Annotated in this window: 13 protein-coding genes and 2 pseudogenes; 5 read left to right on the top strand and 10 right to left on the bottom strand. The window is 62.2% G+C overall.

Annotation, left to right across the window (positions count from 1 at the left end; translation table 11 throughout):
* Positions 1-800: 800 nt before the first annotated feature.
* Positions 801-1,025: a hypothetical protein gene (locus NLY44_RS30760; RefSeq protein ID WP_155922421.1), complete on the top strand. Its 225-nt coding sequence runs from the start codon at positions 801-803 to the stop codon at positions 1,023-1,025.
* Between the two features lie 256 nt (positions 1,026-1,281).
* Here NLY44_RS30760 and NLY44_RS30765 read toward each other — a convergent pair whose 3' ends face one another.
* The 3 genes from NLY44_RS30765 to NLY44_RS30775 form a co-directional block, all read right to left on the bottom strand.
* Positions 1,282-1,830 (bottom strand): hypothetical protein, encoded by a 549-nt coding sequence (locus tag NLY44_RS30765; RefSeq protein WP_023667774.1) that lies wholly within the window; start codon positions 1,828-1,830, stop codon positions 1,282-1,284.
* 10 nt (positions 1,831-1,840) lie between these two features.
* Complete coding sequence (locus NLY44_RS30770) at positions 1,841-3,016, bottom strand: zinc-dependent alcohol dehydrogenase (protein ID WP_023667775.1); 1,176 nt, start codon at positions 3,014-3,016, stop codon at positions 1,841-1,843.
* A 527-nt stretch (positions 3,017-3,543) separates the two neighbouring features.
* Positions 3,544-4,173 (bottom strand): TetR/AcrR family transcriptional regulator, encoded by a 630-nt coding sequence (locus NLY44_RS30775; protein WP_023804460.1) that lies wholly within the window; start codon positions 4,171-4,173, stop codon positions 3,544-3,546.
* Between the two features lie 129 nt (positions 4,174-4,302).
* Here NLY44_RS30775 and NLY44_RS30780 point away from each other — a divergent pair, with 129 nt between their 5' ends.
* A complete protein-coding gene (locus tag NLY44_RS30780; RefSeq protein WP_023804459.1) occupies positions 4,303-5,199 on the top strand; it encodes an NAD(P)/FAD-dependent oxidoreductase in 897 nt (298 codons plus the stop codon).
* Between the two features lie 333 nt (positions 5,200-5,532).
* Here NLY44_RS30780 and NLY44_RS30785 read toward each other — a convergent pair whose 3' ends face one another.
* Genes NLY44_RS30785 through NLY44_RS30795 form a run of 3 tightly spaced genes read right to left on the bottom strand, consistent with a single transcriptional unit; the run spans position 5,533 to position 9,095 of the window.
* Positions 5,533-6,315: an alpha/beta hydrolase gene (locus NLY44_RS30785; protein WP_245263684.1), complete on the bottom strand. Its 783-nt coding sequence runs from the start codon at positions 6,313-6,315 to the stop codon at positions 5,533-5,535.
* Positions 6,316-6,356: 41 nt separating this feature from the next.
* The gene (locus NLY44_RS30790) at positions 6,357-7,805 is read right to left on the bottom strand and encodes an NAD-dependent succinate-semialdehyde dehydrogenase (RefSeq protein WP_245261818.1); all 1,449 of its coding nucleotides are present in this window, start codon (positions 7,803-7,805) and stop codon (positions 6,357-6,359) included.
* Positions 7,806-7,865: 60 nt separating this feature from the next.
* The gene (locus tag NLY44_RS30795; RefSeq protein WP_023804457.1) at positions 7,866-9,095 is read right to left on the bottom strand and encodes an iron-containing alcohol dehydrogenase; all 1,230 of its coding nucleotides are present in this window, start codon (positions 9,093-9,095) and stop codon (positions 7,866-7,868) included.
* Between the two features lie 172 nt (positions 9,096-9,267).
* Between NLY44_RS30795 and NLY44_RS30800 the strand changes: the two genes are divergently transcribed.
* Positions 9,268-9,966, top strand: coding sequence for a GntR family transcriptional regulator (locus NLY44_RS30800; protein ID WP_023704694.1), 699 nt, complete (start codon positions 9,268-9,270; stop codon positions 9,964-9,966).
* A gap of 156 nt (positions 9,967-10,122) precedes the next feature.
* On the top strand, positions 10,123-10,716 hold the full coding sequence (locus tag NLY44_RS30805) for a DJ-1/PfpI family protein (RefSeq protein WP_023686902.1): 594 nt from the start codon (positions 10,123-10,125) through the stop codon (positions 10,714-10,716).
* A 271-nt stretch (positions 10,717-10,987) separates the two neighbouring features.
* Here the strand turns inward: NLY44_RS30805 and NLY44_RS30810 are convergent.
* The 4 genes and pseudogenes from NLY44_RS30810 to NLY44_RS30825 all read right to left on the bottom strand — a co-directional run bounded on the left by NLY44_RS30810 (position 10,988) and on the right by NLY44_RS30825 (position 13,925).
* Positions 10,988-11,618 (bottom strand): annotated as a pseudogene (locus tag NLY44_RS30810) (class I SAM-dependent methyltransferase).
* 137 nt (positions 11,619-11,755) lie between these two features.
* Positions 11,756-12,355 carry an NADPH-dependent F420 reductase gene (locus NLY44_RS30815; RefSeq protein WP_023695174.1) on the bottom strand — a complete coding sequence of 200 codons (600 nt, stop codon included), beginning with the start codon at positions 12,353-12,355 and terminating at the stop codon, positions 11,756-11,758.
* Positions 12,356-12,387: 32 nt separating this feature from the next.
* Positions 12,388-13,140, bottom strand: a complete 753-nt coding sequence (locus NLY44_RS30820) for an SDR family NAD(P)-dependent oxidoreductase (RefSeq protein ID WP_023667786.1) — start codon at positions 13,138-13,140, stop codon at positions 12,388-12,390.
* Between the two features lie 50 nt (positions 13,141-13,190).
* Positions 13,191-13,925 carry an SDR family NAD(P)-dependent oxidoreductase gene (locus NLY44_RS30825; protein WP_023751778.1) on the bottom strand — a complete coding sequence of 245 codons (735 nt, stop codon included), beginning with the start codon at positions 13,923-13,925 and terminating at the stop codon, positions 13,191-13,193.
* A 228-nt stretch (positions 13,926-14,153) separates the two neighbouring features.
* Here NLY44_RS30825 and NLY44_RS30830 point away from each other — a divergent pair.
* A pseudogene (locus tag NLY44_RS30830) lies at positions 14,154-15,049 on the top strand (LysR family transcriptional regulator).
* Positions 15,050-15,152: the final 103 nt, after the last annotated feature.

Genomic DNA, 15,152 nt, shown 5'->3' on the forward strand with positions numbered 1-15,152 from the left:
AGCCCAGTTCCTCTCGGCATCGAGCAGTTCATTCTGCTCAATCAAGCCGTTCATAAACAGCCTGAGTATATGCGCAGCTATGCGCTCTCCGTTCTGCGAAGCAAGAGGTAGGGCGCGCTCTTTGCAGACCGTGTGACAAACCTGGGCGAGCATCTCAATCTCGCTTGGCCCCAAAAACCGACCCGGATACAACATACCGTTTTCCTGTTGGAGAGTTGGAATGGCTATCCATTACGCAGGGTCACCGGCAGCCACAATCAACTATGATAGTGAGATGTCGAGTCCCGGTGGAAAAAACAGTGAAGTCCCAAAAGTGGTCGCGCTTGTCTCCGATTGACAGATGCCTCGACGCTACACCGACCAGCGCTACCGCACCCGCTTCATCGACGCGGCTTTGCAAAGGCCTATGACCAGTTCGCTACCAGCTGCCGGACCGCCCAGGCGAGCATGCCGCCGGCCCTCCCGAAGCGCGATGTGGATGAGGCAGCCTTTTCCGTATACATCCAGTTGTTACGTTGCGCATCTGCTTCGGTTCGAAAACTCGCCGCGAGCCTGGCGTGCTCGCGTGTCCGGGCCGAAACAGCCCACATGTTGATAACGACATCGATGAGGCTGCCGCCGACCTCGTTGGCATAGGATGCTTCCCGGCATGGGCATCGACCAATGCCCCGGGCCGACCAGCACGAACCTGCGGGGGCTTTCCCGGAACAAAGCGTCGACGATCCGGTTCGGCAGGAAGCGGCCAAAATTCATGCCATCGGAGATGCCGAGGCAGATGACAGATGAAAGGGAAGCTGAAGATGACGAAGTCTCGCGACCGCACCGTTCCCGGCGACGGCAAGATCGAAACCGGCCCGAACACATCTCCGCAACAGGATCCGGCAGAGGGGTCGCGCGAGACAATCGATCGCGAACTCGAGCGGACAGACGACGATAATAATTCCGACGAAGCGGAACGCTTGCGCCGAGACCTGCGGAAAGGGGTGGCGGAAGAGACCGAGCTTCCCGAACGCGGCTCGGCCTGAGGATCGCCGGAACCTTGCCAAGGCAAGAGACATGGAAGGCTCGACGCCGGTCGGATCGCTGCTTGCTTCGTGCCTTTAACGCACCGGCCACACAACCCATGCGCGGCGGTGACCCAGGAGACGGCGAGAACGGCCGCGCGACGGTCCACTCTGTTCCAGCAAACTCGGCTCGCCGAGAGCTACCACCTCTGGCGTTAGGGCCTGACGAGATGCCACCTGTCCAGGTCGCATGGCGCCAGGGGTTCGGCAATCTCTATCAGGCTGCGCCGGCCTCCTGGCTGCGCTGCGAGCGGGCACGGTCGCGGGCTGCGGCAGTGCCTCCGGGAAAGCCGCTTCGATCGCTGTAGTCGCGTGGCTTGGTCCCGCTCCGAGAGTGGCGCGCGGTCACGCTTTTCGCAGCGATGATGTCGAGCAATGTGATGCCGGCGACCATGGCAAGCGCAAGGCCTACATTATCGCGCTTTGGGTTGCCAGGCCGATACGCTGTCAGCAATGTCGCGATATCCAGGCCGTCGCCGGCCACCCGGCTCCACAGCCCAGCTTGCTTGTCCACTGAAAGCGAGAGTATGCCGCTGCTTATTTCCCGCGCCCCATAAGCGCGGATCAGATCTTCCTTGCCGCGCATGCCGAGCGCGCCGGCAATCCGCTCGGCGCCAACCAGCTCGGCGACGCCAAGCGCGATGCTGAACCAGCCGAGCTTGCGGGCAAGGCCATCGGATGCCCCGACCGCACTCTGCCCAGTCTTCAGCACTTTGGGATCGCCAGGCGATCGGGTGATGTTGGTAAGTTTGGCAATCACGTTCATGACGATTTCCCTACGGTTTCAATACAACCTTGATGCAGCTGTCCTGCTTGTCGCGAAACACCTTGTACATCTCGGGTCCCTGCTCGAGCCCCACGGTATGGGTGATGACGAAGGATGGGTCGATCTGGCCATCTTCGATGCGGCGCAACAGATCCTCGGTCCAACGGTTGACATGGGTCTGCCCCATTCGGAAGGTGAGCCCCTTGTTCATTGCCTGTCCCATCGGAATCTTGTCGACCAGCCCGCTGTAGACGCCGGGGATCGAGATCACGCCGGCCGGCCGGCAGACATAGATCATCTCACGCAAAACGTGCGGTCGATCATTTTCCATCAGCATCAACTGCTTTGCGCGATCGTAGACGGTATCGGGCTGGGCCAGCGAGACGTGGCTTTCCATGCCGACGCAATCGATGCACTTCTCCGGGCCCTTTCCGCCGGTGAGTTCCCGCAGTCGTTCGACGACACTTTCCTCGGCGAAATTGATGGCGATGGCGCCGCCGGCCGCGGCCATGGAAAGCCGTTCCGGCAGGCAATCGATCGCCACCACCTGTTTCGCGCCGAGCAGCAGGGCGCTGCGTATGGCCATCTGCCCGACTGGGCCGCAGCCCCACACCGCAACCGTATCGTTGGGCTCAATGTCGCACTGTGCCGCCGCCTGCCATCCGGTAGGAAAAATATCGCCGAGGAAGAGAACCTGCTCGTCGGTAAGGCTGTCAGGCACCTTTACGTGCGTGGCATCGGCGAACGGCACACGCATGTATTCCGCCTGTCCCCCGGGATAGCCGCCGGTCAAATGAGTGTAGCCGAACAGACCCGCGGTGGTGTGCCCGAACACCTTGTCACCGAGATTCTTCTTGCGGTTTGTGCGTTCGCAAACCGAAAAGTTCTGTCGCTTGCACTGGTCGCACTCACCGCAGATTATGGTGAACGGCACGACGATGCGGTCTCCCTCCTTCAGAGCGCCGTTGACGCCCTTGCCGACCTCGACGACCTCTCCCATCATCTCGTGGCCCATGATGTCGCCGGGCAGCATGGCTGGCACATAGTTGTGGTAGAGGTGAAGGTCGGAGCCGCATATCGCACAACTCGTCACCTTGATGATCGCGTCACGTTCATCCTCAATTCCCGGGTCCGAAACCTGATCGCAGCGTATGTCTTCCTTGCCGTGCCAGACCAACGCTCGCATAGCTTGCTCCTATTTTCGCAAGATCTGTGGGTAGGGACCTCGCGCCTGTCCTAAGCGGGCCGATGCCTGGTTGGATCGACTGTGCCGCTGCTTGTCGAACCACAGGGGCGGACCGATGTTCCGGGAGCTCGAGAGAATTTTTGGGCCATTCCAGACCTGCACCTTGGAAGGATCTGTCGCGGGCACCAGCGGCCTTCCCAGGCGCGTCGGGGCACGAACCGCTGGAGCCCGAGCCACGAAGGGACGTACTCAAGTGTACCAAAGAAGGTTCCGTCCGCAGGTGTCCTTCGCGGCGGCTGATACCCCATCTGCTCGATTCTCGCGGGCCATAACCGGCATTCTCTTCCTCGCCCGCACAGGGTCGGCCGAAGCAGCGCTGTGACCGGAGCAGGTAGGAGATGCCGCTCACCGGCGGGCGCGCAGTCCGACCCCGACGCGATCGACATGAGGTGGATGGGCGCCATCGCGACGGCGGCTCTAGCGGAGTATTTCGCAGAAATACAATGATTAGCGGGCAGGGCAGAGTGCTAGCCGTGCGCAGCGATGAACATGGCGACGGCCGACCGGCAATAGGATTCGATTTCGTTGTCGTCCGCCGCTCTCGCCTGATCGAAGCGTGCGATAATCAAAAGATCGGATCCTTTGAAAAGCGCGGCAAACAAGCGGGCGGACCGGAGAGGATCGGGCACGTTCAGAACCGCCTTCGCGTGCAACTGACGCAACAGGACCTCGATTTGGGCGATGACATGGGCGGGGCCGGCTTCGAAATGGAGCTTGCTTAACGACCTTGGATTCGTCTGGTCGGCCATGACCATGGCTTCGACACTGCGGACGTCTGATCTCAACAGCGTCCGAAGCAGGGATGATCCCACCGCCATGAGCTGATCTTCGACCGGACCGCCGACGCCTTCAAGAAGGGCCAGTGGCGCAAACAACTGATGGCAGCCGGCCGAGATGGCCGCGCTGAACAGCGCCTCCTTGTTCTCGAAATGCCGATAGATGCTGAGCTTGGATATCTTCGCCCGCTGGGCGACCTTGTCCAATGTGGTCGCTTGAAAACCCGATTCCACAAAGAGTTCGGACGCAGCGTCGAGTATCGTTTGGCCAAGCGCCTCGTTGGCGGGCCGGCCGCGCCGGCCCTGGCTATTTTCGGTCACGACAATTCCAGTCCTTGACAGTATCCAAATTCTCGGATTACGATACCATGTAGTTTCTGAAATGCGCAAGCCGATGGGTAGGTTTCAACCAGGTCCAACCAGCCCCTCATCCACAACACGGAGCCCATCATGGATGACGTCATCATCATCGGCGGCAGCTTTGCCGGTCTCGCCGGCGCCCTGCAACTCGGCCGTGCCCGCCGTAAGGTCACCGTTCTCGATACCGGCCTGCCGCGCAACCGCTTCGCCGGCCACTCGCATGGCCTGCTCGGCCACGATCACAAGCCACCGCTGGACATCCTGGCCGAGGCGCGGCGGCAGCTGGCGCGCTATCCCACGATCAAGCTGGTCAATGCCCGGGCCGACAGCCTCTCCGGGGCCATCGACGATTTCTCCGTCCTCACTGGCGATGGCGGAAGCCTCGGCGCGCGCCGGCTGATCCTGAGCTATGGCGTCGCCGACCAGATGCCTGATGTTCCGGGCTTTGCCGAAGGTTGGGGCACGTCCATCGTGCCCTGCCCCTATTGCGACGGCTTTGAAGTCGCCGGCCAGCATTGGGGCCTCGTCTGGTCCGGCCCACAGTCGACGAATCAGGTCAGGCTGTTCCACGATTGGACCGACAGGTTGACGGTCTTCGCTGATGGTCACGACATTCCGCCCGATATCCGGGCCGGTCTGGCGCGCCGCAACATACCTGTCGTCGACGGCCGGATCAGCGAGATCGCCCATCACGGGGGGCATAACGCCACCGTCAAGCTCGATACCGGCCCCAAGGTCGCGGTCGACATCCTGTTCGCGCATCCGCGCAACAAGCCGTCCGCAAGCCTGCATGAATCACTGGGCCTCGCCACGGTCGATACGCCCCTCGGCGTAATCCTCAAGGTCGACGAGCGCCGCGAAACCAGCATGCCCGGCATCTACGCCGCGGGCGACCTCGCCAACCCCCTCACGCCGCCATCGGTCACCCTGGCAATATCGCACGGCGCGATGGCGGGCATCTTCGCCCAGCAGTCGATGCTGGTGTGAGAGCGCAGATTCCCTTCTCCGGGGTGCCGCGGGCTATCGTATTCTGAAGGTTGCGGGCCGGTGTTGCGGAACGTCGGCCCGCTCTCCCCTGAGGGGCGTCTTTGGCCGGCCAGCCTTGAGAACTCAACTGGGCTGCCTGCATGACGGCGATCGCCGACATCGGTTATCAAGCTCAATCACGCTGGAAAGCATGAACCACGTCGACGTCGACATCGCCGGCGGGCTTACGGTATGGGGACCGGTGGCGGAAGATTCGCCACCGCGGTCGGCACCTCGATGCTGCGACGCTACTGCGAAGAACGGTCGCGCCCAGCAGCGCTTCTGGCGGAAGTCTCAGGCGGCCACGACGCGGGCCAGCAGTGACGCGGCCTCGGTACCAGCCAAGCCAAGGTCACGGACGCTGCTCATGTGATTGGCCCCACCAAGGGTGATGCGCGAAACAGTCAGTCCCTGTGTGTCAAGGTGGTCCGTGAAGAGTGCGGCCTGGCTGTGGAACGGCGACGTTTCATCGGCGCCGACCGAGATATCTACGCCCACGGATGGATCGAAACTGTGGTCGATCGGCGAGAATCGGCGGGCCTCCTCGTCGGTGATCGCGATCTCGGCGCCAAGGAACGACATCTGCAATGGCTTCAGGTCGTAAAGGCCGCCAAGCAGCAGCGCAGCTTTGATGCCGGAAGGCCGCTCGTCACCGTCGAAAAGCATTGTTGCCAGATGCGCACCGGCGGAATGACCGCTAACGGTCAGCAGGCCGGGATTGCCGCCATGGTGTGCGACATTGTCAAATACCCATCGCTTGGCGCGGCGCACCTGGTCGACGATCCTGGCCATCCGGACGGTAGGCATCAGCGCGTAGTCGACAATGACCGCGATCGCACCTGCGTTCGTAACGGTCTCGGCGACGTAGGAATAGTCGCGCTTGGAGAACATGCGCCAATAGCCCCCGTGGATGAACATGTGCACCGGCAGGCGGTCCCGTTTGCCCTCGGGAAAGAACAGATCCATGGTTTCGGTGGCGTCAGCCCCGTAGGCGAGATCGGCGACCATGGGAACGTTCGCCCTGGTCTCCTCGCTTCTGCGAACGATCTCGGCGACGATGTCGTCGAACTCGACCACATGATCGCGAATGCGAAACGGATCTTTGGCGGGATGTCCGCTCACAGGGTCACGGCGATGTACTTCGCCTCCATGAACTCGGCAACGCCATGCTTCTGGCCACCTTCGCGGCCCAGCCCGCTCTGCTTGACACCTCCGAAAGGCGCCGCCGGATCCGACATCAGGCCGCGGTTGAGCGCGATCATGCCGGACTCGATCTTCGATGCCACGCGCATCCCCCAGGCCAGGTCGCGCGTATAGATGTAGGCAGCGAGACCGTATTCGGTGTCATTGGCTTTGGCGATGACATCCGCCTCGCTGTCGAAGCGCATGATCGGCGCCACCGGACCGAATATCTCCTCGTGGAGCATGGCGGCGTCGGCCGGCACGTCCTTGAGCACCGTTGGCGGATAGAAAAAGCCTCTGCCTTCAGATACGCCGCCGCCACACAGGATTTTGGCGCCGCGGGCAACGGCGTCCTGCACAAGCCGGTCGATCTTGTGCACAGCCTTCCTGGTGATCATCGGCCCGCATTCTGTGTCTGAGTCTGTGCCCGGGCCCAGGTTGAGTGCCGCCATGCGTTTGGTCAAGCCTTCCGCGAAAGCATCATGGATGCCGGCCTGGACGTAAAGCCGGTTGGCGGCCGTGCAGGCTTCGCCGGCGTTGCGCATCTTGGCAACCATCGCACCGTCGAGGGCTGCTTCCAGGTCGGCGTCGTCGAAGACGATGAAGGGTGCGTTGCCGCCAAGCTCCATGGAACAGGAAATGACGTGCTTTGCGGCTTCGGCCAGCAGCACGCGCCCGACGCCGGTCGAGCCGGTGAAGGACAGCTTTCGCACGCGCGGATCGGCCAGCATGGCCGCCGTCACCGGTCCGGGGGTCGAGGTCGTCAGGACGTTGACGACGCCGGGCGGCACGCCGGCTTCCTCGTAGAGCGCCGCAAGCGCATAGGCCGTCAGCGGTGTCTCGCTGGCGGGCTTCAGGACCACCGTACAGCCGGCCGCCAGCGCCGGAGCGATTTTACGTGTCGCCATGGCGGCTGGGAAATTCCATGGTGTGATGAGCACGCAAATGCCGATGGGCTGGTAGTCGACAATGATCCGGTTCGCGCCCGAGGGCGCAAGGCCGAACTCGCCGTTGATGCGGACCGCTTCCTCGGCGTTCCAGCGAAAGAACTCCGCCGCATAGGCGACTTCGCCGCGCGCATCGCGCAGCGCCTTGCCGTTCTCCAGCGAGATCAGCGCGGCCAACGTCTCCGCCCGTTCCGTCATCAGTTCGAAGCAGCGTCGCAGGATTTCCGATCGCCTGCGTGGCGGGGTCTCGCGCCAGCCGGCCGCCGCCTTCGCGGCAGCGTCGACGGCGGCGGCGGCATCAGTGAGCGTTGCATCGGGAACCGCAGCGATCACGGCTTCAGTCGAGGGATCGACCACTTCGATCACGCGGCCCTCCGATGAGGGCCGCCAGCGTCCGCCAATGTAGAGACCGTGCGAGACCGTGGCGTAGTCGAACATATCTTGATCCTCGTCGGATATGCCTGCGGCGATGTTCATTTTGGATGAGCTCCTGGTCGATCACATCGTGGTGGCGGACATGTCGCCGTCATAAGCAGCCCTGACCAGCTGTCGCATCGCGGTAAGGTCGAACGGGCGGGGATTGTTCTTGATCAACCGGTCGATGCCCAGCGCCTGCTCGGCCGTCCAGTCGATCTTGTCTTCGGGAAGACCCAGTTCGGCCAATGTCGGTGTGATGCCGATGGCGCCAAACAGCCGGCTCACCTCACGGATGGTGGCGTGCGCCAAGGCATCGGCGTCGCCGCCGCCCTGATGGGAAAGGCCGAGAGCAGTGCCGATTTCCGCAATCTCCGCGGCTGCTGCGGCCAGATTGTAGGTCATCACGTAGGGCAGCATGGTGGCGACCCCCAGGCCATGCGGGGTGTGGGTAAGCGCGCCAACGGGATACTGCACCGCATGGGCGGCGGCCGTTCCCGCCGTACCGAAGGCGCAACCGGCGGCCAGCGCTCCCATCATGACGTCGGCGCGCGCATCCTCGTCCGATCCGTCGCGATATGCCTTTTCCAGACTGCGGCCGAGCAGCCTGATGGCCAGAAGCGCGAAATGATCGGTCAGAGCGCTCTTGCCGATGAACACGTGCTGTTGCGGCAAATGAGGGTCGGCGCCGCGTTTGGCCGCTGTGAAGGCCTCGATTGCGTGCGTCAGCGCGTCGGCGCCGGCGATCGCCGTCAAGGACGGTGGACAGGTCACCGTCAGATCCGGATCGCAAAGCGCCACTGCCGCGATGAGATGCGGACTGGCGATACCCACTTTCAGCGTCCGATCCGGGTCGGAGATCACGGCGACGGGGGTCACCTCGGAGCCTGTTCCAGCCGTCGTCGGCACTGCGATTACCGGAAGGGTAGGGCCGGGTACCTTGAACTCGCCATAGTAGTCCTCGAGCTTGCCGCCATGGCTGAGCAGAAGTGCAGCGCATTTGGCCATGTCCAGGCAGCTGCCGCCCCCGATGCCGATCACCATGTCGGGCTTGAAATCTTTCGCTTGCGCAATGCAGGCGGCGACGCTGTCGCGCGGCACATCCGGCAGCGTTCGGTCGAAGACCAACGTCTCGATCGCCGCGTTGTGCAAGCCAGCGAGAATCTCGGCGAACTGCGACGTCGCCGCGAAGCGCTCATCGGTACAGACGAACGCGCGGCGCCCATATTTGGCGGCGATGGCAGGCAGGACATGGCGCTGGCCTTTGCCGAACAGAATCTCGCTCGGCAGGCGCGCCGCTGCAAACAAGCTCATGCACAAGATCCTGCGAAGACGGGTTGGAAGCCGACAGGCTTGGCTTCGTGCCAGAGGCCGACCTCGGCGCTGCAGGTCATGATCATGCGATATCCTCATAAAATCGTATAGGATATAGGATTGAGTTTCGCGGAGCATCATGTTAGTGGGTGGTTCTGTCAAGAGGCAAACGATGCAGAACACGGACCTGACGGTTGACAATGAAGCCCGTGCGACCGGTCGTATTCAGCGCGCCAACAGTCTGGCTGGCGACGTTTACGAAGCAATCTTCGCGCAGCTCATGTCTTTGAGGATTGCTCCGGGATCGCGCATCACCGTCGACAATCTCGTCAAGGAATTCAACGTCTCGCATACCCCCATTCGTGAAGCGCTTGGCAGGCTGGAGGGGGAAGGGCTGGTTCTGAAAACCCACCTGATCGGCTATCGCGCCGCCCCGCAAATCACCCGCCGGCGCTTCGACGAGCTTTACGAGCTGCGTCTATTGCTTGAACCTGCCGCCGCGGCCAAAGCCACCGCAACAATGGACGGCGAGCGCCTTGCCGCGCTGCAGGAGACGGCCGGCGTCATGGCTCGGCGGGTGGGGAAAGACGAACGCCTGCGCTATTCGAACTTCGCCCGTCAGGATGCGATCTTCCACGACAAGATCGTCGAGTTCGCCCAGAACGAACTCATTCGCGAGACGCTGAATCACCAGCATACCCACTTCCATATCTTCCGCCTGATGTATCACTCCAGGGTGACCGAAGAGGCGCTCGACGAGCACGAGGCTATTCTCGCTGCCTTTGCCGCGGGCGATCCGGACGCCGCCGAAAAAGCCATGCGTGCGCACATCGAAAATTCGCGGGACAGGCTCCTGCCTGCGTTCGAGTAGCGGCGATGTTGCTTGCCCGAGGCACCCTCAAGCGCGGCGCGCCGCTGTTCGCCCAGCCTGCCGCCTACGAATTCTACTCCCCGTTCTGAGCCGATTTCGATACCGGGAAGGAGGCGCAGTGCACCTCGCCCCTGAAACAAGCCGAGAGGAAAAGACATGCCAGCCAAAAAAATCCTGATGCTGACCGGTGATTTCACCGAGGAGTATGAAATCTTCGTCTATCAGCAGGCGATGGAAGCGGTGGGACACACCGTTCATGTCGTGTGCCCCGACAAAAGCGCCGGAGACATGATCAAGACGTCGCTGCACGATTTCGAGGGCGATCAGACCTACACCGAAAAGCCCGGCCACAATGCGCTGATCAACAAGACCTTCGCCGACGCCGAGAGGCAGCTGAGCCAGTACGACGCTGTCTATTGCGCCGGCGGTCGTGGCCCCGAATACATCCGCACCGACAAGCGGATACAAGCGATGGTGCGCCATTTCCACGAGGCAAAAAAGCCGATCTTCACGATCTGCCATGGCGTCCAGATTCTGATCGCGGTCGACGGCGTCGTGCGCGGCAAGAAGGTGGCGGCGCTCGCCGCTTGCGAGCCGGAGGTGACGCTTGCCGGCGGCACTTATATCGATCTGTCTCCCACCGACGCCTATGTCGATGGGACCATGGTTTCAGCCAAAGGCTGGACCGCGCTTGCGGCGTTCATCCGTGAATGCCTGAAGGTGTTGGGAACGGAAATCCACCATTCTTGAACGGTTTGTCCCGGCGCATCCCTGAGGAGATGCGCCGGCTCCCTCAACGGCGCGGCGACTTCCGTCATTTCATCAAGTTCAAATCAGGAACCTGCGGCAGGTGTGCTCCAGAACCTTGTGCCATCATCACCTCGGACGCCTTCAAGCGCTGCCGCATCGCGTGCGTGCACCAGCGCGCCATCCTCGTTGACCTTTCCCAGCTTGACGGGTGCCAACCCGAGTTGATTGGCCCATTGGAGAGGTCGACATGAAAGTCGGCGCCCGGGAGCTGTCAGGGTTTCACGAACCGGAACGCGAAGCGATCGGTCTCGCCCTTGATCGCGGGATCGAACACCTTGATCGAGTGCGGGTCATCCTTATTCACCAGCACGGTGCTTTCCGCGTCCAGTACGAAGCCGGCCGCCTCCACCTCCTCGCCGACGAATGCAGGGTCGATCCGATGCAGCGACCGGGTCGCTCGTGCCCGACCCAGCGGCGGCGGCGTGGTCGACGATGACGTAGGACCCACCGGGTTTCAGCCGCTTGTAGACAGCTCGATTGAAGTCGGCCGCCGTCGCACCCTTCTTCTGGACCAGGGCGGTGTGAAGATCGTGGTAAAACAGGTGCAGCCATAGGACATCCGCTGGCGGCGTGACCTCCGGCATCGCGACGAGATCCGCCGAGGCGGCTTCGACGTTCTCTCGGCCCGGCTCCTTCGCGAGCGTCCGCATGAGGCCGACCGGATCGTTCTTGAAGTGGGCGACTTCGGCCGGCACGAAGCTGTAGACCCGCCCCTCTGATCCGACGATGTCGGAGAAGAGGCGCGTCCAGTCTCCGTCGCCAGGGTAGACGTCGATCACGGTGGAGCCCGCCTCGATTCGTGCGAACCGGATTAACTCGGATACCTTGGATTGGTCGTACATCGAAATCTCCTTAGGAGTGGATATTCTTCTCGGTGCTCATAGTGATTTCTCCATTTTGCTCGGATCGGATCGCGCTTGATCCGATCCGAGTTCCGATCGAGTGCGTGGTTTCTTTGCCGGTGGGGACGTCGCGCTCGTCAGTCGAATTTGACCAAGTCCTTGAAGATCAGATGACCCCAGCTGTCTCCGCGCGCCTGGACCAGCAGGCCACCTTCCGACACCCCGCCAAGCTTGATCGGCGCGAAACCGAGATTTTCCGCAAGCTCCCCAGTCTGTGTTGCGGCAGCATCATCGTCGCTTGCCAGGAACACGACCCTCCGGCCACCATGTACGGCCGGATCCTGATCAAGCACCGGGGCGACCAGATGGTTGAAGCCCTTGACCAGTTTTGCGCCAGAGAAGGCCTGCGCGATGAACTTGGAAGAAGGTTGTCCTCCCAGTTCCTCAGGGGGCACGCCATAGGCATTGGTCACATCGATGATCGTCTTCCCCTGCCAGGTGGGGAGCGCCTTCGCAACATTCGGGTGCGCCTCGAAGCGGACAGCCAAAAAGATGATGTCCGCCTTGATGGCTTCCGCCAGTTTTTTGGGGATGATGGTGGGTCCGATCGCGGCCGCATCGGCGGCAAAGCTTTCCGGGTCGCGTGTGGTTGCAACGGAAACTTCGATGCCGTTTCGGGCAAACGCCTTGGCAAGGGCCCGTCCGATATTGCCGAATCCAACGATTGCATAGTTCATAGTACTTCTCCGATCTGGTGCTAATGCCGGGGTCAGACTTGCGCCATGCCTCCGTCGACGGCGAGATCCACGCCGGTGACGAAAGAACTTTCATCGGAGGCGAGGAACGTTACGGCAGCCGCGATTTCCTCTGGTTTGCCCCTGCGACCCATTGGGATCTGTGACGCAAACTGGGCGGCCGCTTGCTCGGCTTGCTCAGGGGTAAGGCCAGTCGTTGTCTCCAAGGCCGGCGTCTCGATTGGTCCCGGACTCATTGCATTGACGCGGATTTTGCGGTCTTTGAATTCCAGTGTCCAAGCGCGCGCGAAGTTGCGTACAGCCGCCTTGCTCGCGGCGTAGGTACTAAACCCTGGAAGCCCCAACACGTTCGACACTGAAGAATTCAGGATGATCGAACCGCCGTCTTTGAACAGGGGAAGGGCCTTCTGCACCGTAAAGAACAGACCCTTCACGTTCACATCGAAGGTCTGATCAAAATGTGCCTCGGTAGCGACGGCGAGCGGTGCGATCGTCCCCGCGCCGGCGTTGGCGAAGAGAATGTCGATATGACCATGTTTCACCTTCACGACGGCATAGAGGCGATCCAGATCTTCCAGGAGCGACACGTCACCCACGACCGTCGTAACGTTTTTCATGATGAAGGCTGCGGCCTCCTTCAACTCCTTCTCTCTTCGCCCGGTAATCACGACGTGCGCTCCTTCTTCTACGAAGCGCTTGGCTGTGGCCAATCCGATCCCGCTGCTTCCGCCCGTGATGACTGCGATCTTGCCTTCGAGTTTTTTCATAATTCTTTGTCTTTCGTTGCGCGCGGCCCAGGTACGGACCGCGCTGGGGGTCAGAGTTGAGCCAGGCCGCCGTCGACGGCGACTTCGCTGGCGGTCATGAAGCTGCTGTCCGGCGACGCGAGAAAGGCGGCCACGGCCCCGATCTCCGCCGGATTGGCCATGCGCTGGAGCGGAGTCATCGCGCCGTAGGCCTTCTGGCCTTCCTCGCCCAACGCCTCCTTCGCGAGTTCGGTCGCCGTCGCCCCGGGCGACAACACGTTTACCCGGATGCCGGTGCCCTTCAGGTCCTCCGCCCAGGTCCGCGCCAGGTTGCGCACTGCCGCCTTGCTCGCGCTATAGGCAGTGAACCCCGGAGCGCCCGTGGTGCCGGCGCTCGAGCCGGTCAGGATGATCGAACCGCCCTGGCTCATCAGCGGCAGCGCCTTCTGGACCGTGAAGATCGTACCCTTCACATTGGTGTCGAAGGTTTCGTCAATGTGCCTGGCGGTGATCTGCCCGAGCGGAAGCAGACTTCCCGCCCCGGCATTGGCGAAGACGATATCGAGGCTTCCGCGCTCGGCCTTCACCGCAGCGTAGAGTCGGTCGAGGTCGGCCTCATCCGAGACCGAGCCCTTAACCGCGCGGGCACTAGGCCCAAGGTCAGCCACGGCGGCGTTGAGCGCTTCCTGCCGGCGGCCGAAGATGAAGACGAAGGCGCCCTCCTCGATAAAGCGCTTGGCTGCGGCGCGACCGATGCCCGTAGCGCCGCCAGTTATCACAGCGGTCTTTCCATTCAGTCTGTTCATGTCATGCATCCTTCGTTTCGCCGTCTCGTATCTTTGGCTGTACGGGAAAGTCCCGCGAGAGCCTCAAGATGGGTTCGCCGAAGTCGGGCGGTGAGTGCGCAATCGCGCACATCGCTGGTGCGAAAACGATCCAGCTAGATGATTGAACGCCGCGGCGACCGCACGAACTACGGCTGATCGTGTTAGTATGGGCTTTGCAAGCCGCACTTCGCTGCGCAGGAATGCACCATGATCGACTGGGATGACGTTCGCTACTTTCTTGCCGCCGCGCGCGTAGGCTCGGTGCGTGCTGCCGCCGCACACCTCGGTGTGAACCACTCGACCGTGCTGCGGCGCATCGCTCAGCTCGAGGAACGCCTCGGGCGCAGATGTTCGAAAAGCTGCCTTCCGGCTACGGCTTGACGGCTGCGGGCGAGGAGGTCCTCGATCTCGCGACCCAGATGGAAGCGTCGTCGCACCAACTGGAGACGCGAGTCTTCGGTCGTGACCAGAGCGCGCGCGGGCTTTTGCGGGTGACGCTTCCACCGTTCCTCGCCACACACCTGCTCATGCCGGATCTCGCCGACTTCGCGCGTTTGCATCGCGACATCGAGATGGAAATCTTGTCGTCCGGTGAGCTGGCAAATCTGACCAACCGAGAGGCCGACGTCGCGATCCGCATTGTCGCCGACCGCAAGACCCTGCCGCTCAATCTTCACGGCCTGAAGGGACCGGAGCTGTTCAGCGGCGTCTACATGTCTCGCGATCGACTAGCCGCGTGGCGTGCGGGCACGCCTGATCCCATCCGGTGGATAGGCATAGACAATCATGGAATTCCGGACTGGGCGCGCGAGGGAGAAGTTCACGTCACGGGAGTACCGTTCAGGACACCTGACGCCGAGACGCAGATCATCGCGGCGCACCAAGGGATTGGGATAACGAAACTGCCGTGCTTCGTCGGAGATGCCGACCCCCTGCTGGTGAGGGTGCCGGGGATCGACGTGCCCATGCATGGGACACTGTGGCTTCTCACGCAAGGCGAGACACGCAAGACGAAGCGGGTGCGGCTCTTCACCGAGTTCGTATCCCGCAGGCTCGCCGCGTACGCTCCGCTTCTCTCGGGGCTGTCCATATCGCGCGACTGACGCCCGCAGGTCGGCCGGCAACGCTTCCCGCAATCCGGGTGGAAGCCGAGCTGCGATCGCTTGAAGCGGCGTGTTCAATCCGCGAATCCAGTGGGAGTAGGGA

It is taken from the genome of Mesorhizobium sp. C089B (assembly GCF_030323125.1).
Lineage (GTDB): Bacteria > Pseudomonadota > Alphaproteobacteria > Rhizobiales > Rhizobiaceae > Mesorhizobium.

What these genes read in the sequence shown, in the direction of transcription:
- NLY44_RS30800 (WP_023704694.1), top strand. Translation starts at nt 9,268, where the DNA reads ATGCAGAACACGGACCTGACGGTTGACAATGAAGCCCGTGCGACCGGT.
- NLY44_RS30795 (WP_023804457.1), bottom strand. Translation starts at nt 9,095, where the DNA reads ATGAGCTTGTTTGCAGCGGCGCGCCTGCCGAGCGAGATTCTGTTCGGC.
- NLY44_RS30765 (WP_023667774.1), bottom strand. Translation starts at nt 1,830, where the DNA reads ATGAACGTGATTGCCAAACTTACCAACATCACCCGATCGCCTGGCGAT.
- NLY44_RS30825 (WP_023751778.1), bottom strand. Translation starts at nt 13,925, where the DNA reads ATGAACAGACTGAATGGAAAGACCGCTGTGATAACTGGCGGCGCTACG.
- NLY44_RS30820 (WP_023667786.1), bottom strand. Translation starts at nt 13,140, where the DNA reads ATGAAAAAACTCGAAGGCAAGATCGCAGTCATCACGGGCGGAAGCAGC.
- NLY44_RS30815 (WP_023695174.1), bottom strand. Translation starts at nt 12,355, where the DNA reads ATGAACTATGCAATCGTTGGATTCGGCAATATCGGACGGGCCCTTGCC.
- NLY44_RS30790 (WP_245261818.1), bottom strand. Translation starts at nt 7,805, where the DNA reads ATGTTCGACTACGCCACGGTCTCGCACGGTCTCTACATTGGCGGACGC.
- NLY44_RS30805 (WP_023686902.1), top strand. Translation starts at nt 10,123, where the DNA reads ATGCCAGCCAAAAAAATCCTGATGCTGACCGGTGATTTCACCGAGGAG.
- NLY44_RS30770 (WP_023667775.1), bottom strand. Translation starts at nt 3,016, where the DNA reads ATGCGAGCGTTGGTCTGGCACGGCAAGGAAGACATACGCTGCGATCAG.
- NLY44_RS30760 (WP_155922421.1), top strand. Translation starts at nt 801, where the DNA reads ATGACGAAGTCTCGCGACCGCACCGTTCCCGGCGACGGCAAGATCGAA.
- NLY44_RS30780 (WP_023804459.1), top strand. Translation starts at nt 4,303, where the DNA reads ATGGATGACGTCATCATCATCGGCGGCAGCTTTGCCGGTCTCGCCGGC.